Raw genomic sequence first — 24,525 nt, 5'->3', positions numbered from 1 at the left:
CTCCCTGGTGGTGGCCCACCTGCGCCAGTCGTGTGCCCTCAGTCTATCGGCGTTCAGCCTCCCAGCCGAACCCGCCGGCCGTCGACGGTGAACCCCTCCCGGGCCATCCGGCCGACCGACTCGACGAGCATGGCCCGCTCGGCGACCTTGATCCGCTCGTGGAGCGTATCGACGGTGTCGTCGTCCTCCACGGGTACGACGGTCTGGGCCACGATCGCACCGGTGTCGACGCCGGCGTCGACCACGAACAGGGTCGCGCCGGTGACCTTCACGCCGTACGCCAACGCGTCGGCCGGCCCGTGCATGCCCGGGAACGACGGCGACAGGGCCGGGTGGGTGTTGACGGTCATGCCGCCGAACCTGCCGAGGAACTTCTCCCCCACCAGCTTCATGAACCCCGCCAGCACCACGAGGTCAGGCTCGAAGGCGGCGACCTTGTCGGTCAGCGCGCGGTCCCAGTACCCACGACTGCTGTGGTCGCTGACCTTCGCCACGAAGGTCGGTACGCCGGCCCGCTCGGCCCGGGCGAGGCCCTCGATGTGGTCGCGGTCGGCCCCGACGGCGACCACCCGGGCGCCGTACGACGGGTCGGCGCAGGCGTCGAGCAATGCCTGGAGGTTGGTGCCGGAGCCCGACACGAGGACGACGATACGAGGACGAGCGGGCACGGCCCGGAGTCTAGGACGTCCCGGGCCTCAGGAACGACGCGGCAGCCGCGCACGGACGGCTCGCAGCCCCCGACGGACCCGGCCGTCGGCGTCGCGCTGCCACCAGCACACGCCCAGCGCACCGACCACGCCGCCGATGCCGAACGACGTGATCGCGTGCAGCAGGACGTCGAAGGTGTAGGGCCCGACGTCCTGCATCCGGCCCGGGCCGACCGCCCCTCCTGCGAAGGCCGACACGAGCGCGAGGACGACCCCGGCGCTGATCCCGCCGGCGCAGCCGCGGATCGCGGCGCGGTCCCAGGCCAGGACCGGCCGGTCGCGCTGGACCTGACCGGCGGTCAGGGCGGCCAGCAGGAGCGGGGTGAGCATCAGCCAGTCGGTCCACCACGGCTGGCTGCCCTGGTCGGGCAGCGCGGCGAGCAGCGGGAACATCGGCAGCGGGCCGAGCACGACGGCGGTCGTGGAGACGGTGGTGCCGGTGCCGACGGTGAAGCCGGGCCCGATCAGGTAGGCGCTGGAGAAGAGCAGCGCGTTGGGGAGCAGCAGCAGGGTGAGCGCGGTCATCAGCAGCACCGCACCCGCGTCGGCGTGCAGCTGCGAGACCACGTTGGCCGCGGTCGAGAAGTCGAGCACGAACGCCGCAACCAGCGCGACCAGGCACACCAGCGCCCAGCGGGTGAGGATCCGGCGGGCGACGAGGGCGGCGTCACGCACCGCGGGGGGTACGACGGGCAGCCAGATCGCCGCGCGACCGGAGCCGAACGCGATGGCCGGTCCCCCGACACCGAGTCCCAGCAGCACCGACCAGAGCACGACCCGCGCCACGGAGGGCGAGGAGGCGGCGGTGGCGGCGACCGAGGTGGTGAGGACGCCGACGACGGCGTACCCGATCGTGAACAGGCCGGCGGCGTACGGGACGGTGAGGTCGCGGGCGCCGTCGGCGATCCGGTCGGCGTCGGGGCCGTGCCCGGAGATCGACTCGCCGACCCGGTGCCCGACGCGCCAGACCACCCAGGCGCAGAGCAGGGTGAGGCCGAGCGGCATCGCGCTGATCCGCACGCCCTCGACCGCGACGGTGGAGCCGTGGGCCATCAGCCAGCCGTGGGCGCCGACCCGCAGCGCGCCGCTGGGCGCGCCCTCGCCTCCGGCGTCGGTGAGGAACCAGCCGACCACGGCGACCGCCATGCAGACCAGGAGCGGCGCACCCGCGGCGATGATGCCGCCGATGCTGGCCGTCGGCACGAGCGGCCGGGTCGTGGCCAGCTGGCGACGCAGGTCGGCGTCCGAGGCTGCCCCGGAGCGCCCGGGTCCACTGCGGCGTGCCGGCGGCGACTGGAGGGACGTCATGGTCCGTCCATCTTCACGCGCCGGACCGGCCGGTTCGGCCCGCCACGCCGGGGACGCCCGCATCACCGACGAGACGACCGCCACCGCGACACGGGTTAGAACCGGTGACCCCCGGCGAAGTAGGTTGGTGCGGCCATGACCGCGGACGACCAGGTGACCCCGAGCACCGAGCAGCCCCGGTCCGCCTACGTGAGCAGCGCGGACCTGACCAGCAGCTTCGACGCCTTCTACAAGGACGCCCGCGACCGGCTGCTGCTGCAGACCTTCGCCCTGACCGGCGACCTCGCCGTGGCGCGGAGCGCGGTGCGCGAGGCATTCGTCGTGTCCTGGCACCACTGGCGCAAGACCGGACGGCTCCCCGAGCCGGAGTCGGCCGTGCGTCCCGACGCCTGGCGCAAGGCGCTGCGTCGCGCCAGCACCCGGCCCTGGCACCGCAAGAAGGACCTCGGCGAGGAGACCCGTCGTACCCTCGAGGCGCTCGGCGCAGTCCCGGTGGTCCAGCGCAAGGCGCTGCTGCTGACCCAGCTGGCCGCGGTGACCATGGAGGAGATGGCCCACGAGATCGGGCTGCCCACCGAGGCGGCCGAGCGTGAGCTCCAGCAGGGTGCCGCCCAGTTCGCGACGGCGCTCGAGATCCCGACCTCCGCGATCCCGCTCGCGCTCAACGGGCTCGCCGACGCCACCCGGTCGGTGACCTGGCCGCGGGTGACGATCATCCGCCGCGCGGGTGCCGCCCGGCGCCGCGCCCACACCGTCGTCGGCGGGGCCGTGGCCGTGGTCGCACTCGTCGCCGGCGGTGCCGTCGCGGCCGACAGCACCGGCGTACGCCCGACCCTCGACCGCGAGGACGTGCCCGCCGCCGGTGGCCCGCCGCCGGCCGGGCCCGCGATCACCACGCTCCCCGACACCTCGCTGGTGCCGGTCGACGCCGTCCAGCAGGCCGTCAGCGGCCGGGGATGGCAGCAGGGCACGACGAGCGACAACTCCAGCGGCAACGGCCTGGTGCTCCCCTGCCAGGCGGCGCGGTACGCCGACCCGCAGGGCACCGCCGCCTGGGTCCGCACCTTCCGCGACAGCACCCGACCGCAAGCGGCGCGCAACCTGATCCAGGTCGCGGAGGCGTCCTCCTCCGAGCAGCGGGCGGTGCGCACCTACCGGCACGCCCGGCGCTGGTTCGCCACCTGCCCCTCGCCCGCCGAGGACGCCACCGCGGTCCCGCGCACGCAGCTGGTCAGCACCGCCGACCTGCCGGGCGTGGGCGACCAGTCGACGCTGTTCGTGCTGCGCTCGCGCTCCGACGCGATGACCTACGTCGTCGGCGTGGCCCGCACCGGCCTGTTCACCACCGTCACCTCGCTGGCCACCACGATGCCGCCGGCGAAGGCCAACCGGGCCGGCGTCGCCCGCCTGCTCTCGACCGCCGTCGGCCGGATCTGCGCGCTGCCCGACGCCGGCGCCTGCGCGACCCCGAACCCGACGCCGACGCCGCGCGCTCCCTTCCCGGCCGGTGCGACGAACTGGATGCTCTCCGAGATCGACCTGCCGCCGATCACCCCGGAGCCCGGCCCCTGGGTCGGCACCCCGGCCACCAAGCTCACCGAGGACCGGATCGACGCCGGCGCGATCGGTTGCGACACCGCCCACCTCTTCGGCAAGTTCCGCAACCAGGAGATCCAGGGCAACGAGTTCCGCACCTTCGTCTTCGGCGGGGCGCAGCTGCCGCCGCAGGTCGGCCTCACCCAGACCGTCGGCAGCCTGCCGAGCGGCGCCGCCGGCGCCTTCGTGACCCGCTTCCGCGAACAGATGACCGCCTGCCCCGACCTGGACGCCACGGCCGGCACCGAGGTCGTGGAGCTGCTCAGCTCCGGCAAGGGCCCGCAGGCCCTCTCCGCCTGGCACCTCAGCACCGCGCTGCCCGGCGACCGGACGATCGAGTACGACGTCGCGGTGCTCCGCCAGGGCACCGCCGTGTCCGTCCTCGCCTACGTCGCGGCCCCCAAGGCCACCATGGCCGACGAGGACTTCGTCGCGCTCGCCCAGCGCGCCCTCGAGCGGCTGGCCCGCACGGCTCCCTACGATCCGAGCTGATCGAACTTTCTCGGCAGACCGTGCAACCGGGCCCGGTCCTCGGGCGTATCCATCTCGACAGTCCGCGAACGCGGAGCACGAGAGGAGGTCGGCGTGGACGCAGCTGAGTTCGACGAGTTCTACACGGCCTCGTTCCGCCGGGTGACCGGGCAGGTGTACGCGATGATCGGCGACCTCGACGAGGCCACCGACTGCACGCAGGAGGCGTTCGCCCGGGCCTGGGCGCACCGGCGCAAGCTGGACCGCGCGGCGCACCCCGAGGCGTGGGTGCGCACCACCGCCCACCGGCTCGCAGTGAGCCGCTGGCGGCGCCGCAAGCGGGGCGAGCGCTCCCCCGACCGGGCCCTGCAGCCCGTCGGTACGGCGGCCGCGGTCGACGAGTCCCACGTGGCACTCGTCGCCGCGCTGCGCCGGCTGCCCGAGGCCCAGCGCCAGGCGCTGGTCCTCCACCACATCGCCGACCTCCCGGTCCAGCAGGTCGCGGCCGAGGTCGGCGTACCCGAGGGAACCATCAAGGCCCGGCTCAGCCGCGGCCGGGCGGCACTCGCCGCCCTGCTCGCCGACGAGCCCGGCATCGCGGGAGGAGGTACGAGCCGTGCCTGACCACGACCCCACCGAGGAGCTCACCCGGTTCGGAGCCGAGCTCCGCGCAGGAGGAGACATGCCGCTCTCTGCCGCCGACGTCCGTCGCCGCGGCGACCGGATCCGCCGGCGTCGTACGGCGCTCGTGGCGGGAGGTGCCGCACTCGCCGTCGCCGCCGTCACCGTGCCGATCCTCGCGCTGACCGGCCACGGCGGCGACCCCGACAAGCACCTGGTCACCAAGGACCCCTCGACCAGCACGTCGCTCGGCAGGTCCGACCTGCTGCGCGACGAGGACACCCAGTACGAGCCCGGATCGTCGGGCGCCTTCCACACCACCGACACCTTCGAGGGTGACGCCCAGGCGACCTATCATGTGTGCGAGCAGGGCAACCCGAGCTCGCTCGGCGCGACCCGCAGCCTCACCCGCACGTTCGCCCTGACGCCGCCCGAGGAGGCGAGCGACCTGATCGCCGCGCCGGGCGAGGGGCTGGTCGAGATGGTCGCGGAGTTCCCCGACCACGCCACCGCCCAGGCCGCCTTCGACACCTGGACCGACTGGATCACCAGCTGCACCGGCCGGCTCGGCGACTTCGAGAACTCCCGGGTCAGCCCGGATCCCGAGCCAGTCCCCTTGGCCTCGGAGGGGAAGGCCGTCATCTACGACCTGAGCTGGGGACCGGCGCCCAAGGAGATCGATCCCTACGGCGACTCCGGCTTCATCAACGAGACCGGCCTGGTCGTCGAGGACAACCGGATCGCCGTGGTCGGGCTGACCATCGTCGGCCAGGACTACAACTTCCTGCCCGAGGACGGCGGCACCCCGATGTACCGGATGCTGCCGGTCGCCGCCGAGCGCCTGCTCCCCGGCGACGGGCCGCCGGCCACCCAGCCGAGCGCGCCGGACGACCGCACGACGTCCGACGGCCCCTCGGGTGCCGCGACGACCATCCCCGACGGCTTCGCGATCGACACGGGCTGGCCCGACCCGTCGGGCGACGGCACGTTCGAGCCGTCCTCGCGCAGCCTGCCGGCCTTCGAGCTCGCCCCGTGCGGCACCTCGGTGGCCGACCAGCCGGGGGGCGAGCTGCCCACGCCGACGGACCGGCTCAACGCCTCCTGGTCACAGCCCGAGGACGGCCGGGCCCGCCAGCTGCTGACCTACGAGTCGTTCGAGGCGGCCACCCGGGCGGCCACCACGATGGTCAACGCCTATCGCGCCTGTCCCGACGAGGCTCCCGACGCGGCCGGCTTCACGAGCCACCACTCCGTCACCGAAGGCGGCCTCGGCGACATCTCGTGGGTGGTCGGCACCTGGTCGACGTACGACGGCGCCCCTGCCGTCGGCATCGAGGCGCTCACCGTCGTCCAGGTCGGCAACGCCCTCCTGCTCATCACCGGCAGCAACGAGGGCGGCGCGAGCGACCCGCAGGGTGACATCGCGACCACCGCCTCCAGCGGCGCGGACGACGCCGCGGCCATCATCGCCGCCATGTGCGTCTTCGCCGACGCCGGCTGCTAGAGCTTTGAAAGGGCTTGCCAGGAACCGGTCCGGGGCGGACCATCAGGTCATGTTCTGGTTGATCGCGATCCCCGTCGTCCTGGCCGCCGCGGCGCTGTGGGCCTGGGCCGCTCGCCATGGCCAGCAGGCGGCCGCGATCGAGCGGGCCCACGAGGCCAGCAAGGCCGAGGTCTCCACCTGGCGGGCGCCGCACTCCGGCGCGCCCAACATGCCCGGCTGAGTCCACCGAGTCCCGATGCGCGAAGGCCCGCCACCCGTGTTGGGGTGGCGGGCCTTCGCGCAAGCCCTTGCCAAGAGTTGATCGGCGGCGGATCATCGACTCATGTTCTGGATCCTCGCCATCGCCGTCCTCGTGGTCGCCGCAGGCCTGTGGACCTGGGCCAACCGCCACGGTCAGCAGGCCGCCGCGATCGAGCGTGCCCACGAGGCCAGCAAGGCCGACGCCTCCACCTGGCGGGCACCGCACTCCGGCGGGGGCCCGATCCCGTGAGGCCGCCGCGACGCACGAAGGCCCGCCACCCCTGACGGGGCGGCGGGCCTTCGCGGTGCTCAGCTCAGAGCGACTGACTGTGTTTCGAGACGGTCAGCAGGTCCCCTCGCAAGCTCGGGTTCCTGTTGCCCTCCTCAACCTTGTCGTCTGATCCTTGCCTTCGCAGGCTCAGGCAAGGGACGACAAGATCTCCCGGGCCAGCGCGGCGGTCTCGGACGGCGTCTTGCCGACCTTGACGCCGACGGCCTCGAGCGCGTCCTTCTTCGCCTGGGCGGTGCCCGCGGAGCCCGACACGATGGCGCCGGCGTGGCCCATGGTCTTGCCCTCGGGGGCGGTGAAGCCGGCGACGTAGCCGACGACCGGCTTGGTGATGTTGGCCTTGATGTAGTCCGCGGCCCGCTCCTCGGCGTCGCCGCCGATCTCGCCGATCATGACGATCACCTTGGTCTCCGGGTCCTCCTCGAAGGCCTGGAGCGCGTCGATGTGGGTGGTGCCCACGATCGGGTCGCCGCCGATGCCGATGGCGGTCGAGAAACCGAAGTCACGCAGCTCGTACATCATCTGGTAGGTCAGCGTGCCCGACTTCGAGACGAGACCGACCGGGCCCTTGCCCGCGATGGTGTGCGGCGTGATGCCGGCCAGCGACTCGCCCGGCGTGATGATGCCGGGGCAGTTGGGGCCGATCATCCGGGTGGACTTGCCCTGCAGGTAGGACCAGACCTCGGCCGTGTCCTGGACCGGCACACCCTCGGTGATCACGACGATCAGCGGCATCTCGGCGTCGATGGCCTCGATCGCGGCGTCCTTGGTGAAGGCCGGCGGGACGAAGAGGACCGAGACGTTGGCGCCGGTCTCCTTCATGGCCTCCGCGACGGTGCCGAACACGGGGAGCTCGACGTCGTTGCCGTCGTGGTCCTGGTGCGTGACGGTGGTGCCGGCCTTGCGGGCGTTGACACCGCCGACGATCGTGGCGCCCGAGTCGAGCATGAGGGCGGTGTGCTTGGCACCCATGCCACCCGTGATGCCCTGGACGATGATCTTGCTGTCCTTGTCGAGGTAGATGCTCATGTTCTCTGCTCTCTATCTCAGGCGTTCGCCAGCTCGGCGGCCTTGTCGGCCGCGCCGTCCATGGTGTCGACCTGCGTCACGAGCGGGTGGTTCAGCTCGTTGAGGATCGCGCGACCCTGCTCGACGTTGTTGCCGTCGAGACGGACGACCAGCGGCTTGGTGGCCTTGTCACCGAGGAGCTCGAGGGCGCCCTTGATGCCGTTGGCGACCTCGTCGCACGCCGTGATGCCGCCGAAGACGTTCACGAAGACCGACTTGACCTGCTCGTCGTTGAGGATGACGTCGAGGCCGTTGGCCATGACCTGCGCGTTGGCGCCGCCACCGATGTCGAGGAAGTTGGCCGGCTTCACGCCGCCGTGGTTCTCGCCGGCGTACGCGACGACGTCGAGGGTGCTCATGACCAGACCCGCGCCGTTGCCGATGATGCCGACCTGGCCGTCGAGCTTGACGTAGTTGAGACCGAGGTCCTTGGCCTTCGCCTCGAGCGGGTCGGCCTCCTCGCGGATCTCGAACTGCTCGTGGTCGGGGTGCCGCACCTCGGAGGCGTTGTCGTCGAGCGACACCTTGCCGTCCAGGGCCTCGAGCTTGTCGCCGGCCAGGCGGGCCAGCGGGTTGACCTCGACGAGGGTGGCGTCCTCCTCGACGAAGACCTTGTAGAGGTCCTCGATCATCTTCACGGCCTGCTCGAAGACGGGCTCGGGGAACTTCGCCTCGGTCGCGATCTCGCGGGCCTTGGCCGCGTCGACGCCCTTGCCCGGGTCGATGCCGATCTGCTTGACGGCGTCGGGGTTGGTCTTCGCGACCTCCTCGATCTCGACACCACCCTCGACGGACGCGATGCAGAGGTACTGGCGGTTGGAGCGGTCCAGCAGGAAGGAGAAGTAGTACTCCTCCTCCGGCGGGGTCGCCGGGGTCACCAGGACGCGGTTGACCGTGAGGCCCTTGATCTCCATGCCGAGGATGTTGGACGCGTGCTCGAATGCCTCGTCCGCCGTCTTCGCGAGCTTGACGCCACCGGCCTTGCCACGGCCACCGGCCTTGACCTGCGCCTTGATGACGGTCACGCCGCCGATCTGCTCGGCCGCGGCCCGCGCCTCCTCGGCGGTCTCGACGACCGTGCCGAGGGTGGTGGCCACTCCGTGCTTCGCGAAGAGCTCCTTCGCTTGGTACTCCATCAGGTCCACTGATACGTCCTCACGTCTTGGTCAGAGGTTCGGTGCGCACAGCGGCACACCCCCGGGCACGATAGTCCTGACCCACGAGTAGGACGAGTCCGGGAACCGCTGGCTGGACCCGACGTGACCGGACTCACGCGATCGGCGGGTTTCGGCGTTCGCCTGACTGTCCCCAGGAGCGGGACCTACGATTTCAGGGCCGTGCCGGCATCGGCTAAGGTCGGCACGCACGTTTCACCCGGCTGTCACCAGACGGCCACCTCGGCCGGAGCCGTCACTCGGGACGCCAGGAGCTGGGCACCAGGGGCGAAGCGCGCCTGCACGATCGTCCCCCCAAGGAGTCAGCAGTCGATGGGTAACCACCGAGCGGACCACAGCGCGCCGCGTCCGGACTCGACTCTCGGCTCCCCCTCCGCCGGATCGTCGTACGTCGGAAAGCGCGTGGCCGGCCGGGTCGCGTCCGAGGAGACCCCGTCGACGTACGTCGGCAAGCGCGTCGCCCGGCCCGCCGCCCAGCCGCTCGTCGAGCCGACCCAGCCCGTCGTCGAGCCGACCCTGGCCGCCGAGGCCGTCACTCCGGCCCGCGCCCTCGACCGGATGCCGACGGTCGAGCTGCCCGCCCTGCGCGACATCCCTCTCGCCGACGGCCTGTCGGACTCCTCGACCACGCTGCGTGCGGTCGCGCCGGCCGGCAAGCGCCGTGCGGTCAAGCACGCCGGCTCCCCCGGCCCGCTCTTCCGCGGCCTGCCCACCCTGCCCGTCGCCGTGGGTGTCGCCACGATCGCGATCGCGGTCGGTGGCGTCGTCACCTCCGCCGACCCGCAGCTGGCCTCCGCCGGTGACCGGCTCACCTCCCCCAACGCCCTGACCGGCTCGTTCGGCTCCGCCGCCGTCGGCACCCGCACCGGCACCGTGAGCCGCGACTCCGACCGCGACGCCCTCGCCCAAGGCGCCGACGACTCCGACCTGGTCAAGGCGGCCGAGCGCTCGGCCGCCGAGCGCACCACCGCGCTCAGCGACCTGACCGCGAAGGCCCAGAAGGAAGCCACCGAGATCGCGCTCAACAAGTGGGTGCTGCCGCTCGACAGCTACCGCCTGACCGCGACCTTCGGCGAGTACGGCCTCTGGTCGAACTACCACACCGGCCTCGACTTCGCGGCCCCTCCGGGCACCCCGATCCGCGCCGTCGCCAACGGCACGGTCACCTCCGCCCAGTTCGACGGCGCCTACGGCAACAAGACCGTCGTCACCCTCGAGGACGGCACCGAGCTCTGGTTCTGCCACCAGACCTCCTTCAACGTCTCCGCCGGCGACACCGTCCGGGCCGGCGAGATCATCGGGTACGTCGGCAGCACCGGCCACGTCACCGGCCCGCACCTCCACCTCGAGGTCCGCCCCGGCGGCGGCGACCCGGTCGACCCGGACGCCGCGCTGCGGCAGCACGGCGTCACGCCGTAGTTACTCGCGGTCGCTTCGCTCCCGCTGTCGCGCCCGTCCTCACCCGATCCGGTCAGTCCTCGCCGTTTCGCTGCATGAGGACCGGGTAGGTCCTCGCCAGCACATCGACGAGGGGGCCACGTGGGCACGAAGCAGGACATGGGCGCGAGCCTCGAGGAGCTGGAGAAGGCCGGACTGGTCGAGCTCCCGGCCATCGCGGACGCGTTCACCGGCGCCAGTACGGCGCTGTCGGGGATCTCGACGAGCGGGATGTTCGTCAACGACGGGCCGTTCGCCCAGAACTGCCCGCAGACCCAGTTCGACTCGCTGATCGAGGCGATGACGGCCTCGACGAAGCGGTCGGGAGACGTCCTCGACGACGTGTCGGCCGCGCTGGTGACCACCGCGCGCGACTTCGCCAAGACCGACGCGGACATCAAGGCGGCCTACGTGGCCGCGGGAGGAACCCTCGAATGACCTCGTGCTACGACATCGGCTGCCAGGTCGGCGCCAAGGCCTCGGAGCTGATCGACGGCACCCCGCCCGGCTACGTCACCATCGGCGGTTCGTACGCCGACATCGGCCCGTCGTTCAGCCACTACGACGACCTGCCGGTCGGCACGCTCGACGGCAGCCGGACCTCGCTGTCGACCGCGCTCAACAGCGTGGCGGTGCCGGGTCAGGGCAGCTCGGACGTGCTCGACACCGGAGTGGTCACCCCCAACCAGGCCTTCGCCAACATGGCCCGGATCAACCCCGACGTCCTGAACTGGACCGGTGACGCGGCGATCGACTTCAACGACAACTACAACGCTCAGCTGCCGTACGTCGCCGACTCGAACTTCACCGGGATCTCGGTGCTCGCCGCGGCCGTCGAGGCGCAGAAGGAGCTCTACGCGTTCGCGAAGGACTCGATCCTCGACATCGGCAACAAGACTCTCTCGGCGCTCGAGGCGGCCGACGGCAGGGGCGGCGCGTCCGGCGCGTTCGCACTGACGGTGCTCGCCGCGGTCGGCACCGTCGCGGTCACCGTCCTGACCGCCGGCACCGGCACCGCGGCAACCGTCGCGATCACCATCGCCGTGGCCTCCGGCGCGGCCAGCTCCGGCGCTGCCGCCACCGCCCTCCCGTTCGGTGGCGACTCCCCCGAGGACATCATGGACGACTTCTACTCGGCCGTCGGCAAGGTCGAGGAGCACGTGCGCACCCGGCAGCAGGAGATCAGCAACGGACTGCGCGACTTCGCCGCCGCGGTCCACCAGGACATCGACCAGACCCACTTCGCCGAGGACGTCTACCCGCGCTTCAAGTTCAAGCCCACCGGCTTCGCCCAGGGACCCGGCGGTCTGGGAGGCTGGGACGGATGACCGGCAACCTGCAGTACCTGCCGCAGACCGAGGGACACATCAGCCCGTTCGGCCGGGCCGTCGACCGCATGCACGTCTCGGCCGAGGCCGACCAGGGACGGCTGCGCGCCGAGCTGACCGGCTGGTACCAGGTCCGCGTCGTCGTCTCCGAGGCCAGCACCCACCAGGCCGACGCCGACCTGGAGCGGGCCCTCGAGCGGCTGGCCCGCCAGCTGTTCGTCGCCCGGACCCGGGAGTACTACCGGCTGATGGAGGTGCACCTCCAGCCCGACCCGACGACCCTGCGCCGAATGCGCGACAACCTCGAGGACGCGACCGAGCACGCCCACGTCAGCGGTACGGCGGCCGGCGGGGCCGTCGAGGTGTCGTCGATCGGCATGCGGCACTTCGCCGTACGCCTCCGGCCCGGCACCGCCGCCCAGCTCGGCGGCGACGGCCTCGGGGCGGCTCTGACCGTGGCGGCCAACGACATGGTGGGTGGCTGGCTGCAGGTGCTCGCCGACTACAAGCGCGAGCGCTGGACCCGGTGAGGCGCACGGCCGCGGCCGTCGTGGCCGGCGCTGCACTGGTCCTGAGCGGCTGCACCGGCGCCGCCGACGACGCCGCCATCGGCGACGTCGTGCAGGGCCGCACGGGCGACCTGTCGGGGGTCGAGCACGTGGTGCAGCTGCCCTCGGGACGGGTCAGGATCACGCTCGGCAAGCCGACCGATGCCGTCAGCGCCGAGGACGCGGCCGACGGCCAGGAGCACGCGGCTCCCGACGGCGGCGACTGGGTCGCGGTGGACTGGCACTTCGAGCCCGGTGCAGGGCTCTCGCCGTTCACCCGCTCGGTGATGGCCGAGGACGACGGCCCGCGCACCACCCTCACCCTGTCGGCCGATGACGAGACCTACCGGCTCGGCGACGTCGCCTCCACGACGAAGACCCCGGCCGACACCCGCACCAGCGGCATCGTCCACGTCGCGCTGCCCAGCGGCGCGGACCCGGTCCTCACCGTCGACTTCGACGGCGTCACCGCTCGGGTCGACACCGGCAGCGGCGAGGTGACCGGCGAGCTCGCCGACGCTCTCGCCGACCCGGCCGAGCCGGTCTCGGGCGACTGCGGCGGAGGCGACGTCGCCGGCGGCCGGACGCAGGTGGCGTGCACCTGGACAGTGACGACGGTGCCGTACCTGCCCGGACACGGCTGGTCGGACACCGGCTGGACCGTCGCCCAGGCCGAGACCCGGGTCGACGGGTTCACCCGCCACGGGTCGCGCTACACGACCTCGGCGATCACCGACGCCTCGGAGCTGACCGGCGCCGCCGCGTCCACGAGCGAGGTCGTCGATGCGCGCCTGACCACGCTCGTCGCCCGCGCGGTCGCCGAGGGACCGGCCACCGGGCTCAGCCTGGTGCGCACCGTCCAGGGCACCAAGGTCGCCGGCTCCGGCCCGGACACCGCGTCGGTGACCTGGACGACCACCGTGCCGCTGTCCGGGCCGGGCGGTTAGAGCTTCTCGACCGGCGCGTAGCGCAGCAGCAGCCGCTTGACGCCCTCGGAGCCGAAGTCGATCGAGGCGACCGACTTCTCCGCGGCCCCCTCGACCGACACCACGGTGCCGAGGCCGAACGAGTCATGGGTGACCTTGTCGCCGGGCGCCAGCACCGGGATCGCACGGGCGGGCTTCGACTTGGCGGCGGCGTCGGCGCGGGCGGCCGCGGAGCTGAAGTTGCGGCGGCCGGCGGCGGTCGGAGTGCCGAACCTGTTGCCGGCGTAGTCGTCGGAGCCACCCGACCGGCCGCTGTCGTACGACGGCCGGGACCAGCGGGTCTGGTCGGCCTCGGTCCGGCGCCAGTCGACGAGGTCGATCGGGAGCTCGCCGAGGAACCGGGACCCCGGGTTCATGGCGGGCGCGCCCCAGGCCGAGCGGACCATGGCCCGGGAGACGTAGAGCCGCTGGCGGGCGCGGGTGATGCCGACATAGGCCAGCCGGCGCTCCTCCTCCAGCTCGGGGCGGTCGCCCAGCGCGCGGGAGTGCGGGAAGACGCCGTCCTCCATGCCGGTGAGGAACACGACCGGGAACTCCAGGCCCTTGGCGGTGTGCAGGGTCATCAGCGTGACCACGCCCTGGTCCTCCGGGGCGTCCGGGTCGTCGTCCGGGGCATCGGGGATCTGGTCGGCGTCGGCGACCAGCGCGACCCGCTCCAGGAAGTCGGCCAGGCCCGGCTCGAGGATGCCGGCGTCGACGTCGGACGGGTCGGCCGAGGGGCCGGCGACGGGGTCCTCGGCGAACTCGCGGGCGACGGCGACCAGCTCGGCGAGGTACTCGAGCCGGGTCTCGTCCTGCATGTCGTCGGAGTTCTCGAGGCTGACGAGGTAGCCGGACCGGTCGAGGACGGTCTCCAGGATCACGTCGGGCCGCTCGCGGGCCTCGACCATCTGCTGCAGCTCCTGCAGCAGCCTCACGAACGACTCGATGCTGGTCTGGCTGCGGGTGGCCAGGCCGGGCGCCTCGTCGGCGCGCTGCAGCGCCTCCCAGTAGGTGATCCGCTCGCGCTCGGCGAAGGCGCCGATCGCGGCCTCGGCGCGCTGGCCGATGCCGCGGCGCGGGGTGTTGACGATGCGGCGCAGCGAGACCTGGTCGTCGGGGTTGACCAGCACCCGCAGGTAGGCCAGCGCGTCGCGGATCTCCTTGCGGTCGTAGAAGCGGGTCCCGCCGACGACCTTGTAGGGCATCCCGGTGCGGACGAAGATCTCCTCGAACACCCGCGACTGCGCGTTGGTGCGGTAGAACACCGCGACGTCGGAGGGGCGCAGCCCGCCGTCGGTGAGCTTGTCGATCTCGCCGGAGACGAACCGGGCCTCGTCGTGCTCGTCGTCGGCGACGTACCCGACGATCTTCTCCCCGTCGCCGGCATCGGACCACAGCCGCTTGGGCTTGCGGCTCTCGTTGCGCTCGATGACCGCGTTGGCGGCGGTGAGGATGGTCTGCGTGGAGCGGTAGTTCTGCTCGAGCAGGACCGTCTCGGCGTCGGGGAAGTCCTTCTCGAAGTCCATGATGTTGCGGATGTCGGCGCCCCGGAAGGCGTAGATCGACTGGTCCGCGTCACCGACGACCATCAGCTCGGACGGCGGCACCCGGTGGGCCGGCAGCCCGTCGAGGGTCGTGGGGTCGTGCTCCTCGAGGTCCTGGCCGCACAGCTGGTGGATGAGGGCGTACTGGGCGTGGTTGGTGTCCTGGTACTCGTCGACCAGGATGTGCCGGAACCGGCGCCGGTAGGTCTCGCGGATCTCCGGCTTGAGCTGGAACAGCCGGACCGTCTCCATGATCAGGTCGTCGAAGTCCATCGCGTTCGCCTCGCGCAGGCGCCGCTGGTAGGACGTGTACGCCGCGGCGTAGGTCTCGTCGATCGAGTTGCGGGCCTCGGCGGCGACCTCGTCGGGCTCGCGCAGCTCGTTCTTCTGGTTGCTGATCCAGTGCAGCACCGGCCCGGGCTGGTAGCGGCGCGGGTCGAGCTCGAGGTCGGCGCAGACCAGCTGGATCAGCCGCTTCTGGTCGGCGGTGTCGTAGATCGAGAAGTTCGACTTCAGCCGCTCGTAGCCGAGGTGCTCGACCTCCTTGCGCAGGATCCGCACGCAGGCCGAGTGGAAGGTGCTCACCCACATGATCCGGGCGCGGTTGCCGATCAGGTCGGCGACCCGGTCCTTCATCTCGGCGGCGGCCTTGTTGGTGAAGGTGATCGCGAGGATCGAGCCGGGGTGCGCCTTGCGTACGGCGATGGTCCAGGCGATCCGCCGGGTCAGCACCCGGGTCTTGCCGGAGCCCGCGCCGGCGACGACGAGCAGCGGCGAGCCCTCGTGCTCGACGGCCGCGCGTTGCGGTTCGTTGAGCCCCTCGAGCAGGGACTCGGCGGTGAGTGCGGACGGCGCGGCGGTGGTCTCAGTCATGCTCCGACCAGCCTACGGCGCCCCGCCGACGTCTGGCCGGGCGGAGTCGCACCCCATGCGGATTGGTTGCGAGTTCGGCCGAATCACGACCAAATCGTAGGGGGCTCGGCGAACGGTCAGCTGCTGTGGACGGGCGACCAGAGCACGGCGATGCAGACCTCGGCGACGGCGAGCACGAGCAGCCCGGCCCACAGCCCGTTGGGGATCTTCGCCTTGCGCATGTTGACCATCACCAGCACCAGGAGCACCAGGCCGATGGCGAGCTTCACGCCCACCTTGGCGTGGTTGACCGGGTCGTCGCCGCCCTCGAGGACGCCGACGAGCAGCAGGCCGGCGAGGAACGCCGTACCGATGCCGTCACGCATGACGCCGGTGACCTTCTTGTCACCCGGACCGGCCTGCGCCAGCAGCCCACCGATCAGGGCCGAGAAGCCCAGGATGTGGAGGATGAGCAGGATCAGGCGCAGGGTCTCCATGCCCCGCACCCTATCCAGCCGGGCGCCCGGTATCAGCGACCCGTCGCCGTGAAGTGCTGGTAGTCCTTCAGCGAGCTCCACGAACCGCCCCACGACCAGCCGATCCGGGCGAACTCGCGGACCACCAGGTCGCCCGCATGGACGATGCCGGGTTGGGTCCGGGTCCGGTCGAGGTACGCCGACGCGCGCTCGGGGAGCACCACGTCGCCCTTGCTGTAGGGGTTGAGGAACGGGTTGACGTCGATCGCGAGACCGTAGGCGTGCGCGGACCAGGTCGTCTGACCGCGCGCCGCCCGGCAGACCAGCGCCGCGGTGTCGTTGCCGTCCCCGGTGGGTGGGGCGTCGAGGTCGGCGGTCGTCGGGAGCCGCATCTCCTCGATCGGGTACCCGGCCGCGAACAGGGCCCGGAACACCGAGACGACGTCGTCGGCCTCCTCGGCGGCGAGGACCAGCTCGCCGGTGTGGGCCAGGCCGTCGAAGCCGCGGAAGGAGACGGTGAGGTAGGCCAGGTCCGCGAGCGCGACCGGGCACGCGGGCGACCAGGTCTCCCCCATCCGCTGCCGGACCGCGCCGGTGACCGGGCCGACGCTGGAGTGGAACCGCCCGTCGGCCGGCGGCGGGAGCAGGTCGGTCGTCGGGTAGCGGCGCACCCGCAGCGCCCTCGGCGTCGGGCGGATCTCCCCGAACCCCTGGGCGGTGCGGGGCAGCACGTGGACGCCCAGCTGCCAGGTGGAGTACGCCGGAGCGGGGCTCGGCGCGTCGGTGGCGGCCGGCGCCAGGGTGCTCGAACCAGTGCTGGGACCGGTGCTGGGACCGGTGCTGGGACCGGTCCTCGGATCGGTCCTCGGATCGCCGCCGGTCGGCGCGGTCATCGTACCACCGGAGCAGCCGGCGAGCAGCAGGGTCGCCGCGAGCAGCGCGGCGACCGGCCTCACAGCAGCCGCCGGTCCGAGGCCCAGCGGGTCAGCTCGTGGCGCGAGGAGAGCTGGAGCTTGCGCAGCACCGAGGACATGTGGGTCTCGACGGTCTTGATCGAGATGAACAGCTCCTTGGCGACCTCCTTGTAGGAGTAGCCGCGGGCGATCAGCCGCATCACCTCGCGCTCGCGCTCGGTCAGGCGGTCGAGGTCCTCGTCGACGCTCGCGAGGTCGGCGGAGAGCCCGGCGCCGGCGAAGGCGTCGAGCACGAAGCCCGCCAGCCGCGGGGAGAACACCGCGTCGCCCTCGGAGACCCGGGTGATCGCGTCGACCAGCTCGGGACCGGTGATGGTCTTGGTGACGTAGCCGCGGGCGCCGCCGCGGACCGTGCCGATGACGTCCTCGGCCGCGTCGGAGACCGACAGGGCGAGGAACCGGACATCACCGTCCTTGACCCGGCGGATCACCTCGACGCCACCGCCGCCGGGCAGGTGCACGTCGAGGAGGACGACGTCGGGCCGGTGCGCCTGCACCGCAGCGACCGCCTCGTCGACGTCGGCGGCCTCGGCCACGACCTCGACCCGGCCGGCGCCCGTGGCACCGAGCTCGGCGCTGACGCCGCGGCGGAACATGGCGTGGTCGTCGACGACGACCACGCGCACCGGGTCACTCATGGTTCTCCTTCGGGGTGTGGTCGAGGTGCAGGCGGACCTCGGTGCCCTCGCCGGGCGCGGAACGGATCTCGGCCCGGCCGCCGTGGCGCTCCATGCGGTCGATGATGCTGCGTCGTACGCCGAGCCGGTCCTCCGGGGTCGCGTTCGGGTCGAACCCGGCGCCACGGTCGCGGACGAACACGTCGATGCCCGCCGGGGTGATCTCGGCGTAGACGTCGACGCGCGGGACGCCCGCGTGCTTGGCGGCGTTGGTGGTCGCCTCGCGGGCGGCCTGGACGATCGGGCGGGCGGATTCGTCGTAGTCGCAGTCGCCGACGGCCACCACGTCGACCGCGACGCCGTACGCGTCCTCGATCTCGGCGGCCGCGGCCCGCAGCGCGCTGGCGACGGTGGCCTCGTCGAGCGACTCCCCGGCGTACAGCCAGGCCCGCAGGTCGCGCTCCTGGGCCCGGGCGAGCCGGGCCGCGTCGGCGGGGTTCTTCTGGATCAGGGCGAGGGTCTGCAGCACCGAGTCGTGGAGGTGGGCCGCGACGTCGGCGCGCTCCTGGGTGCGCACCCGTTCGGCGCGCTCGTCGGTCAGGTCGGACATCAGCCGGTAGACGAAGGGCCCGAGCACGATCGCGACGCCGAAGAAGGCGAGCACGATCGCCAGCGTCGCGTCGCGGGCCACCGTCAGCGAGCCGTCCCGCAGGGTGAACAGGACGAGCGCCACGACGACGAGGACGACGCCCGCGCCGATCCGCGCCCACGCGGCCCAGCCGCCGCCACCGACCACGAGCCGCACCGGGTCGGCCTTGCCGGTGGCGTCGAGCCAGCGCTCGCGCTGCGCCTCGTCGGCCTGCCGCCACAGCAGCGCGACACCGACGACGGCGATGCCGACCGGCCAGATCCACCACCCGGTGCCGAGCAGCGCCTCGACCGTGAACACCGCCCCGATGCCGAGCACGGCCAGCGTGATCACCGGTCCGACGTCGGAGAGCCGGCGGCCACGGCGACCGGGCCGGCGGCCGTCGCGGCTCGCGCCGGCCAGGCCGGGCGCGAGGTACGTCGGGGGCGGGCCGGCCGGGAGCAGGATCCACAGGGCGGCATACGCCATGACCCCGGAGCCGCCGATCACCGTCGCGATCACGAAGGCGGCGCGCACGAGGAGCACGGACACGCCGAGGTGGACGGCGAGGCCGGCGGCCACGCCGCCGATCATGGGCTCGCGCAGGTCGCGCCAGGCCCGTCGTACGTCGCGGGGCGGCGCCGGCGGTGCGGGCAGGGGCGCAGTCGTGCTCATGATGGATCCATCGTCACACAGCCCCTCGCGCGCCAGCAGGGGGAAGGACCCTGACCCGACCCTGATCCCGGCCCCGGGGACACCGGTGCGGATCAGGGCTGTCCCCGATGGTCCGGACCGTCTCGTGCCAACATGCTGGTTGACATGAACGCACCGACCGACACCGAGAACGAGCCTCACCGCGAGGGACCCCGGGTCACCCGCGACGAGGTCCGCGACCTCGCCCGGCTCCGCCGCAGCCGCGACGACCGCAAGGTCGCCGGCGTCGCCGCGGGGATCGCGCGACACCTCGACATCGACCCACTGCTGGTGCGCATCGCGTTCGTGATCCTGACCTTCTTCGGCGGTGGCGGCCTGATCCTGTACGCCGTGTGCTGGCTCTTCGTTCCCGAGGAGGGCACCGAGGACACGGTCATCCGCGTCGACGAGGGCATCCGCACCGCCGCGCTGATCATCGGCGGCGTGGTCGCGGTCGCCTCGGTCATCAGCGACACGGTCGGCGGGTCCGACTTCCCGTGGCCGCTGCTCGTGGTCGGCCTGATCGTGATCGTGGTCCTCGCCGGCAAGAACGCCGTCAAGCCGGGCGGGCCGACGCACCCGTGGCTGCGCGGCACCCCGGCCGGCCCTCCCCCGCCGCCGACGGAGCCCGGAGCTCCCGGCGCGACCTACTCGGCGTACCGCACCCCGGCGCCGGCCTACCGGCGTCCGGTCGACCCGCGCAAGCGCGGACCGCTGCTGTTCCCGTTCACGCTGGGCCTGGCCGCGCTGGGCCTCGGCACCCTCGCCACGCTGCAGCTCGCCGGCGTCGACATCACCCCGTCGGCGTACCCCGCGACGGTGCTGGGCGTCACCGGCGTGATGCTGCTTGTCGGCGCGTTCTACGGCCGGGCCGGTGGCCTGATCCTGGTCGGCCTGCTCGCCGCCGGTGCCACGGCGGTCACCACGGTGGCCGACAGCATGGAGATCGGGCAGGAGCGGCCGGTGCTGCAGCAGGCCTCGGACCTCGCGCCGTCGTACGACCTGGGGGTGGGCGAGCTCCGGATCGACCTGACCGACATCCGCGATCTCGAGAACCTCGACGGGCACACCCTCGACCTCGAGCTCGGCGTCGGACACATCTTGGTGATCGTGCCGGAGGAGGGCCTCAACGTGGAGGCCCGGGGCACCATCGACGCCGGCGAGATCGCCATGTTCGGCAAGACGACCAGTGACGACTTCCGCGGCGACAACGGCATCGTCGACGGCGACCCCACCCTCACCATCGACGCCGACCTCGACCTCGGCCAGATCGAGTTCCGGAGCGCAGCATGAACGGCTACGACGAGCACACCACCGAACTCCCCCGTGAGGAGCGGCCCGCCGACGGCGACGACCGCCGACGCACGACCGGGTGGCACCGGGTCAACACCGGCCACCTGGTCATGGGCGTCGCGTTCACCGGCCTGGTGATCGTGTGGGCGCTGGCCGCCAGCGACACCGTGCAGATCGAGGACAACGGCTGGATCATGGGCCTGCCCTGGCTCGCCGCCGGCATCGCCGGCCTGCTCGCCTCGGTCCTGCGGGGCCGCCACCACGACCAGGGCTGGGACCAGAACGGCTGGGACGGGCACCAGATGCGGGGCTGGCAGTGACGCTCCCCCAGCTGACCGGGCTGACCTCGCTCGTGGCGCTCGAGCACCCTGACCTGGTCGCTCCGCCGGTCGCCGCGGCCCTCGCCGCGTGGCCGGGTGCCGAGCGGATCGCGGTCGTGGAGATCGATCCCGAGCACGCCGACACGGCCGCGATGAGCGCGGCGTACGACCTGCCGATGACGTCCGGCGCCAACTGCGTCCTGGTCGCCGGCAAGCGGGAGGGCGAGGAGCGGATCGCCGCGTGCCTGGTCCGCGCCGACACCCGCGCCGACGTCAACCACACGGTCAAGCGGCTGCTCGACGTGCGCAAGCCGTCGTTCCTGCCGCTGGAGCGGGCGGTGGCCGAGTCCGGGATGGAGTACGGCGGCATCACTCCGGTCGGGCTGCCGGCCGGGTGGCGGCTGCTCGTCGACGGCCGGGTCCCGGAGATGGAGTGGGCCGTGATCGGCTCCGGCCTGCGCCGCTCCAAGCTCCTCGTCCCCGGGGACCTGCTCGCACAAGCCCCCGGCGCCGAGGTCGTGGAGGATCTGGCTCGCTGAGCGCCCTTGTAACTACGTGTTACGTCGCCCTTTTGGGTGTCAGAGCACCGAGGTAGTAGCAACAACGCCCGGGTAGTCCCGTACGCGCGGGCTCGACACCGACGAGCCGACGTCGGGTCGGTCGCAGAGGCGCGCGCCCATCTACCCGGGTGCTCCTGCTACTACCCGGGCGCTGTTGCATCGGAATTCGCGCTGTAACCCTTAGTTACAAGTGCCGCAGCGCGTCAGTGGTCGAGCCCGGTGACCCGGATGCCCGAGTGGGTCTTGTACTTGCGGTTGATCGAAATCAGGACCGCGGTGAAGGGCTCGAGGACGCGGGCGAGGCGGAGCTTGCCGCCGTCGATGCCGGGGCGGCCGGTCACGGACGCGGCGAGGTCGATGGCGACCTGCTTGCCCTCGAGGGTGTCGCCGACGACGATCACGTCCTCGTCGAGGAACTCGTCCTCGCCCCACAGCGCGGGAGCAGCGACGTTGTGGAAGGCACCGACCACGACCGCGCCGGGCACGATCTCGGCAGCGGACTCGGCGGCCGAGCCCTCGCCGTTGTTGATGACGCGGCCGTGAGCGCCGCGCTTGTCGAAGGCGAGCGGGTTGACGCAGGAGATGACGGTCTTGCCGTCGAGGGCACCGCCCTCGGCGAGGGAGGCGACGAGCTCGTCGTGGCCGTCGTACGGCACCGCGAGGAGGACGACGTCGGCGGCGGCGATCGCGTCGGCGTTGGCGGCGCCGCGGGCCGTGCCCGCGCCCTCGAGAGCCGTGAGCCGGGAGGTCACCTCGGCGGCGACGGCCTCGGCCTTCTCGGCGGCACGGGAGCCGAGCACGATGTCGTGGCCGTGGCGCGCGAAGCGGTAGCCCAGGCCCTTGCCCTGCGGGCCGGTGCCGCCGATGACGGCGACGGTGTAGCGGTTGGGGGAGGTCTCAGAAGTCACGCTTCCTCCTATCACGCGCGCGACGGGCGGCTGGTGCCCGTCTCACCGACGGCAACCATGGACATTGTGACAGTATTACTGTCACAGTTGTGCTGTCGGTGACGGAACACCGGCACTCGTCACCGTGGCCGAGAGGCCGGAAGGGATGCGTTCATGAAGCTGTCGATGCCCCTCGTCTATGCGGGGAACCCGCGCGAGTCGGCCGACCAGGTCGTCGCTCTGGAGAAGGCCGGACTGGACACCATCTGGGTCGCCGAGCCGTACGGCTTCGATGCCCCCACCCTGATGGGCTACCTCGCCGCGAAGACCGAGACGGTCGAGATCGGTGCCGGCATCCTCAACGTCTACTCCCGCACCCCGGGCGCCCTGCTGCAGACCGCCGCCGGTCTCGACAACGTGTCGGGCGGTCGGGCGGTGCTCGGCCTCGGCGCGTCCGGCCCGCAGGTGATCGAGGGCTTCCACGGCCTCCCCTACGACCGCCCGTTGACCCGCACCCGCGAGGTGATCGAGGTGCTCCGCGCCGGCCTGCGCGGCGAGCGGCTCGACTTCCAGGGCAAGACGATCCAGGTCCCCCTGCCCGAGGGCCAGGGCCTCGGCCTGGGCAAGCCGCTCAAGCTGCTCAACCGGCCCGAGCGCGCCGACCTGCCGATCTGGGTCGCGGCCCTGGGCGACAAGAACGTCGCGATGACCGCCGAGGTCGCCGACGGCTGGCTGCCCTTCCTCTACTACCCCGAGAAGGCCACGGAGGTGTGGGGCGACCCGCTGGCGCGAGGCGCCGCCAAGCGCTCGGCGGACCTGGCTCCACTGGAGATCTGCGCCGGCGGCATGGTCGCCATCGGCGAGGGCCCCGAGACCAAGGCGCTGCTCGACTTCATGCGCCCCCTCTATGCGCTGTACGTCGGCGGCATGGGCGCACGCGACAAGAACTTCTACAACCAGCTGGCCTGCGAGTACGGCTTCGAGAAGGAGGCCAAGGAGATCCAGGACCTCTACCTGTCGGGCAAGAAGAAGGAGGCCGAGGCGCTCGTCCCGCTCGAGTGGCTCGAGGCCGGCAACCTGGTCGGCCCGGCGTCGTACGTCCAGGAGCGGATCGCGGCTTTCAAGGAGTCGGGCGTGACGAACCTGTCCGTCTCGCCGGCCTCGGACGACCCGGCCGGCACCATCGCACAGATCAAGGAGTGGGTGAGCTGATGCCCGAGCGTCCCAGCATCTACGAGACCGAGCACGAGGACTTCCGCAGGACGGTCCGTGCCTTCATGGAGCGCGAGGTCGTCCCCTTCCACGCACAGTGGGAGAAGGACGGCATCGTCAGCCGCGAGGTGTGGCGCAAGGCCGGCGAGGCCGGGATCCTCAGCTTCGAGGTGCCCGAGGAGTACGGCGGTCCCGGCATCAAGGACTTCCGCTACAACGCGATCGTGGCCGAGGAGTGTGCCCGTGCCGGCGCCAGCGGCCCCGGCTTCGCCGTCCACACCGACATCATCGTGCCGTACCTCGTCGCCATCGCGAACGACGAGCAGAAGCAGCGCTGGCTGCCCGGCACCGTGACCGGCGAGACGGTCACCGCGATCGCGATGACCGAGCCCGGTGCGGGCTCGGACCTGCAGGGAATCCGCACCACCGCGGTCGACAAGGGCGACCACTACGTCCTCAACGGGTCGAAGACGTTCATCAGCAACGGCATCCTCTCCGACCTGGTCATCGTGGTCGCGAAGACCAACCCGGAGGCCGGCGCCCACGGCATCAGCCTGCTCGTCGTCGAGGAGGGCATGCCGGGCTTCACCCGCGGCACCAACCTCGACAAGCTCGGCCTCAAGGCCCAGGACACCGCGGAGCTCAGCTTCGACAACGTCGAGGTGCCCAAGGCCAACCTGCTCGGCGAGGAGGGCCAGGGCTTCATCTACCTGATGCAGAACCTGCCCCAGGAGCGGGTCTCGATCGCCACGATCGCGATCGCCGCGATCGAGCACGTCCTCGACCTGACCCTCGACTACGTGAAGACCCGCGAGGCGTTCGGCAAGCCGATCGCCAAGTTCCAGAACACCCGCTTCACGCTGGCCGAGATGGCCACCGAGGCCTACATCGCCCGGGTGTTCGTCAACCACTGCATCGAGCAGCTCAACAAGGGCGAGGTCGACACCGCGCTCGCCTCGATGGCCAAGTGGTGGACCACCGAGCTGCAGAAGAAGATCGTCGACCAGGGCGTGCAGATGCACGGCGGCTACGGCTACATGCTGGAGTACCCCATCGCCAAGGCGTACGCCGACACCCGGATCCAGACCATCTACGGCGGCACCACCGAGATCCAGAAGGAGATCATCGGGCGCTTCCTCGGCCTCTGACCCCTCCCGCTCGCCCGACGACCCCGGAATGTCACATTTCGGGGTCGTCGTGTGTCTGGTG

The 24,525-nt window shown here is 72.0% G+C and carries 25 protein-coding genes; 15 read left to right on the top strand and 10 right to left on the bottom strand.

Features of this window, described 5'->3' with window-relative positions:
- Positions 1–53: 53 nt before the first annotated feature.
- Positions 54–668, bottom strand: a complete 615-nt coding sequence (purN, locus tag QI633_RS05475; protein WP_141800062.1) for a phosphoribosylglycinamide formyltransferase — start codon at positions 666–668, stop codon at positions 54–56.
- A gap of 27 nt (positions 669–695) precedes the next feature.
- Positions 696–2,015, bottom strand: coding sequence for a DUF6350 family protein (locus QI633_RS05470; RefSeq protein WP_282428357.1), 1,320 nt, complete (start codon positions 2,013–2,015; stop codon positions 696–698).
- A 135-nt stretch (positions 2,016–2,150) separates the two neighbouring features.
- On the opposite strand from QI633_RS05470, the gene QI633_RS05465 reads away from it, so the two are divergent.
- From QI633_RS05465 to QI633_RS05445, 5 genes are all read left to right on the top strand, one after another.
- The gene (locus tag QI633_RS05465) at positions 2,151–4,103 is read left to right on the top strand and encodes a hypothetical protein (protein ID WP_282428356.1); all 1,953 of its coding nucleotides are present in this window, start codon (positions 2,151–2,153) and stop codon (positions 4,101–4,103) included.
- Between the two features lie 93 nt (positions 4,104–4,196).
- Entirely contained in the window at positions 4,197–4,706 is a 510-nt protein-coding gene (locus QI633_RS05460; protein WP_282428355.1) for a SigE family RNA polymerase sigma factor, read from the top strand.
- Positions 4,699–6,207, top strand: a complete 1,509-nt coding sequence (locus QI633_RS05455) for a hypothetical protein (RefSeq protein WP_282428354.1) — start codon at positions 4,699–4,701, stop codon at positions 6,205–6,207. Before QI633_RS05460 ends, QI633_RS05455 begins: the two co-directional genes overlap by 8 nt.
- Before the next feature lie 49 nt (positions 6,208–6,256).
- Complete coding sequence (locus tag QI633_RS05450; protein ID WP_160158328.1) at positions 6,257–6,427, top strand: hypothetical protein; 171 nt, start codon at positions 6,257–6,259, stop codon at positions 6,425–6,427.
- Between the two features lie 102 nt (positions 6,428–6,529).
- Positions 6,530–6,697 carry a hypothetical protein gene (locus QI633_RS05445; protein ID WP_282428353.1) on the top strand — a complete coding sequence of 56 codons (168 nt, stop codon included), beginning with the start codon at positions 6,530–6,532 and terminating at the stop codon, positions 6,695–6,697.
- A gap of 168 nt (positions 6,698–6,865) precedes the next feature.
- On the opposite strand, the gene sucD is transcribed toward QI633_RS05445, so the two are convergent.
- Entirely contained in the window at positions 6,866–7,765 is a 900-nt protein-coding gene (gene sucD, locus QI633_RS05440) for a succinate--CoA ligase subunit alpha (protein WP_282428352.1), read from the bottom strand.
- Between the two features lie 17 nt (positions 7,766–7,782).
- Positions 7,783–8,949 carry an ADP-forming succinate--CoA ligase subunit beta gene (sucC, locus tag QI633_RS05435; RefSeq protein WP_141800068.1) on the bottom strand — a complete coding sequence of 389 codons (1,167 nt, stop codon included), beginning with the start codon at positions 8,947–8,949 and terminating at the stop codon, positions 7,783–7,785.
- A 342-nt stretch (positions 8,950–9,291) separates the two neighbouring features.
- On the opposite strand from sucC, the gene QI633_RS05430 reads away from it, so the two are divergent.
- From QI633_RS05430 to QI633_RS05410, 5 genes are all read left to right on the top strand, one after another.
- Positions 9,292–10,398, top strand: a complete 1,107-nt coding sequence (locus tag QI633_RS05430; protein WP_222117905.1) for a M23 family metallopeptidase — start codon at positions 9,292–9,294, stop codon at positions 10,396–10,398.
- Between the two features lie 120 nt (positions 10,399–10,518).
- The gene (locus QI633_RS05425; protein WP_141800069.1) at positions 10,519–10,854 is read left to right on the top strand and encodes a hypothetical protein; all 336 of its coding nucleotides are present in this window, start codon (positions 10,519–10,521) and stop codon (positions 10,852–10,854) included.
- A complete protein-coding gene (locus QI633_RS05420) occupies positions 10,851–11,744 on the top strand; it encodes a hypothetical protein (RefSeq protein WP_282428351.1) in 894 nt (297 codons plus the stop codon). Before QI633_RS05425 ends, QI633_RS05420 begins: the two co-directional genes overlap by 4 nt.
- Complete coding sequence (locus QI633_RS05415) at positions 11,741–12,274, top strand: hypothetical protein (RefSeq protein ID WP_141800071.1); 534 nt, start codon at positions 11,741–11,743, stop codon at positions 12,272–12,274. Before QI633_RS05420 ends, QI633_RS05415 begins: the two co-directional genes overlap by 4 nt.
- Positions 12,271–13,239 carry a hypothetical protein gene (locus tag QI633_RS05410; RefSeq protein ID WP_282428350.1) on the top strand — a complete coding sequence of 323 codons (969 nt, stop codon included), beginning with the start codon at positions 12,271–12,273 and terminating at the stop codon, positions 13,237–13,239. The genes QI633_RS05415 and QI633_RS05410 overlap by 4 nt, the downstream gene beginning before the upstream one ends.
- Here QI633_RS05410 and pcrA read toward each other — a convergent pair.
- From pcrA to QI633_RS05385, 5 genes are all read right to left on the bottom strand, one after another.
- A complete protein-coding gene (gene pcrA / locus QI633_RS05405; RefSeq protein ID WP_282428349.1) occupies positions 13,236–15,677 on the bottom strand; it encodes a DNA helicase PcrA in 2,442 nt (813 codons plus the stop codon). The genes QI633_RS05410 and pcrA overlap by 4 nt on opposite strands.
- A gap of 116 nt (positions 15,678–15,793) precedes the next feature.
- A complete protein-coding gene (locus QI633_RS05400; protein ID WP_141800074.1) occupies positions 15,794–16,153 on the bottom strand; it encodes a hypothetical protein in 360 nt (119 codons plus the stop codon).
- A gap of 32 nt (positions 16,154–16,185) precedes the next feature.
- Positions 16,186–17,088 carry a M15 family metallopeptidase gene (locus QI633_RS05395; protein ID WP_282428348.1) on the bottom strand — a complete coding sequence of 301 codons (903 nt, stop codon included), beginning with the start codon at positions 17,086–17,088 and terminating at the stop codon, positions 16,186–16,188.
- The gene (locus QI633_RS05390) at positions 17,085–17,744 is read right to left on the bottom strand and encodes a response regulator transcription factor (protein ID WP_141800075.1); all 660 of its coding nucleotides are present in this window, start codon (positions 17,742–17,744) and stop codon (positions 17,085–17,087) included. The genes QI633_RS05395 and QI633_RS05390 overlap by 4 nt, the downstream gene beginning before the upstream one ends.
- A complete protein-coding gene (locus QI633_RS05385) occupies positions 17,737–19,026 on the bottom strand; it encodes an ATP-binding protein (protein WP_141800076.1) in 1,290 nt (429 codons plus the stop codon). The genes QI633_RS05390 and QI633_RS05385 overlap by 8 nt, the downstream gene beginning before the upstream one ends.
- A gap of 144 nt (positions 19,027–19,170) precedes the next feature.
- Between QI633_RS05385 and QI633_RS05380 the strand changes: the two genes are divergently transcribed.
- From QI633_RS05380 to QI633_RS05370, 3 genes are read left to right on the top strand one after another with little or no spacing between them, the layout of a single operon-like run.
- The gene (locus QI633_RS05380) at positions 19,171–20,337 is read left to right on the top strand and encodes a PspC domain-containing protein (protein ID WP_282428347.1); all 1,167 of its coding nucleotides are present in this window, start codon (positions 19,171–19,173) and stop codon (positions 20,335–20,337) included.
- The gene (locus tag QI633_RS05375) at positions 20,334–20,657 is read left to right on the top strand and encodes a hypothetical protein (protein ID WP_282428346.1); all 324 of its coding nucleotides are present in this window, start codon (positions 20,334–20,336) and stop codon (positions 20,655–20,657) included. Before QI633_RS05380 ends, QI633_RS05375 begins: the two co-directional genes overlap by 4 nt.
- Positions 20,654–21,196, top strand: a complete 543-nt coding sequence (locus QI633_RS05370) for a YbaK/EbsC family protein (RefSeq protein WP_282428345.1) — start codon at positions 20,654–20,656, stop codon at positions 21,194–21,196. Before QI633_RS05375 ends, QI633_RS05370 begins: the two co-directional genes overlap by 4 nt.
- Positions 21,197–21,420: 224 nt before the next feature.
- Here the strand turns inward: QI633_RS05370 and npdG are convergent, their stop codons facing one another.
- Positions 21,421–22,125, bottom strand: coding sequence for an NADPH-dependent F420 reductase (gene npdG, locus QI633_RS05365; RefSeq protein WP_141800080.1), 705 nt, complete (start codon positions 22,123–22,125; stop codon positions 21,421–21,423).
- A gap of 153 nt (positions 22,126–22,278) precedes the next feature.
- Here npdG and QI633_RS05360 point away from each other — a divergent pair, with 153 nt between their 5' ends.
- The gene (locus tag QI633_RS05360) at positions 22,279–23,316 is read left to right on the top strand and encodes an LLM class F420-dependent oxidoreductase (protein ID WP_141800081.1); all 1,038 of its coding nucleotides are present in this window, start codon (positions 22,279–22,281) and stop codon (positions 23,314–23,316) included.
- Positions 23,316–24,464 carry an acyl-CoA dehydrogenase family protein gene (locus tag QI633_RS05355; protein ID WP_282428344.1) on the top strand — a complete coding sequence of 383 codons (1,149 nt, stop codon included), beginning with the start codon at positions 23,316–23,318 and terminating at the stop codon, positions 24,462–24,464. The genes QI633_RS05360 and QI633_RS05355 overlap by 1 nt, the downstream gene beginning before the upstream one ends.
- Positions 24,465–24,525 lie beyond the last annotated feature (61 nt).

The sequence above is a fragment of the Nocardioides sp. QY071 genome (genome assembly GCF_029961765.1).
In the GTDB taxonomy this organism is placed as follows: Bacteria; Actinomycetota; Actinomycetes; order Propionibacteriales; family Nocardioidaceae; genus Nocardioides.
This window is presented reverse-complemented; position numbering and strand designations above follow the sequence as displayed.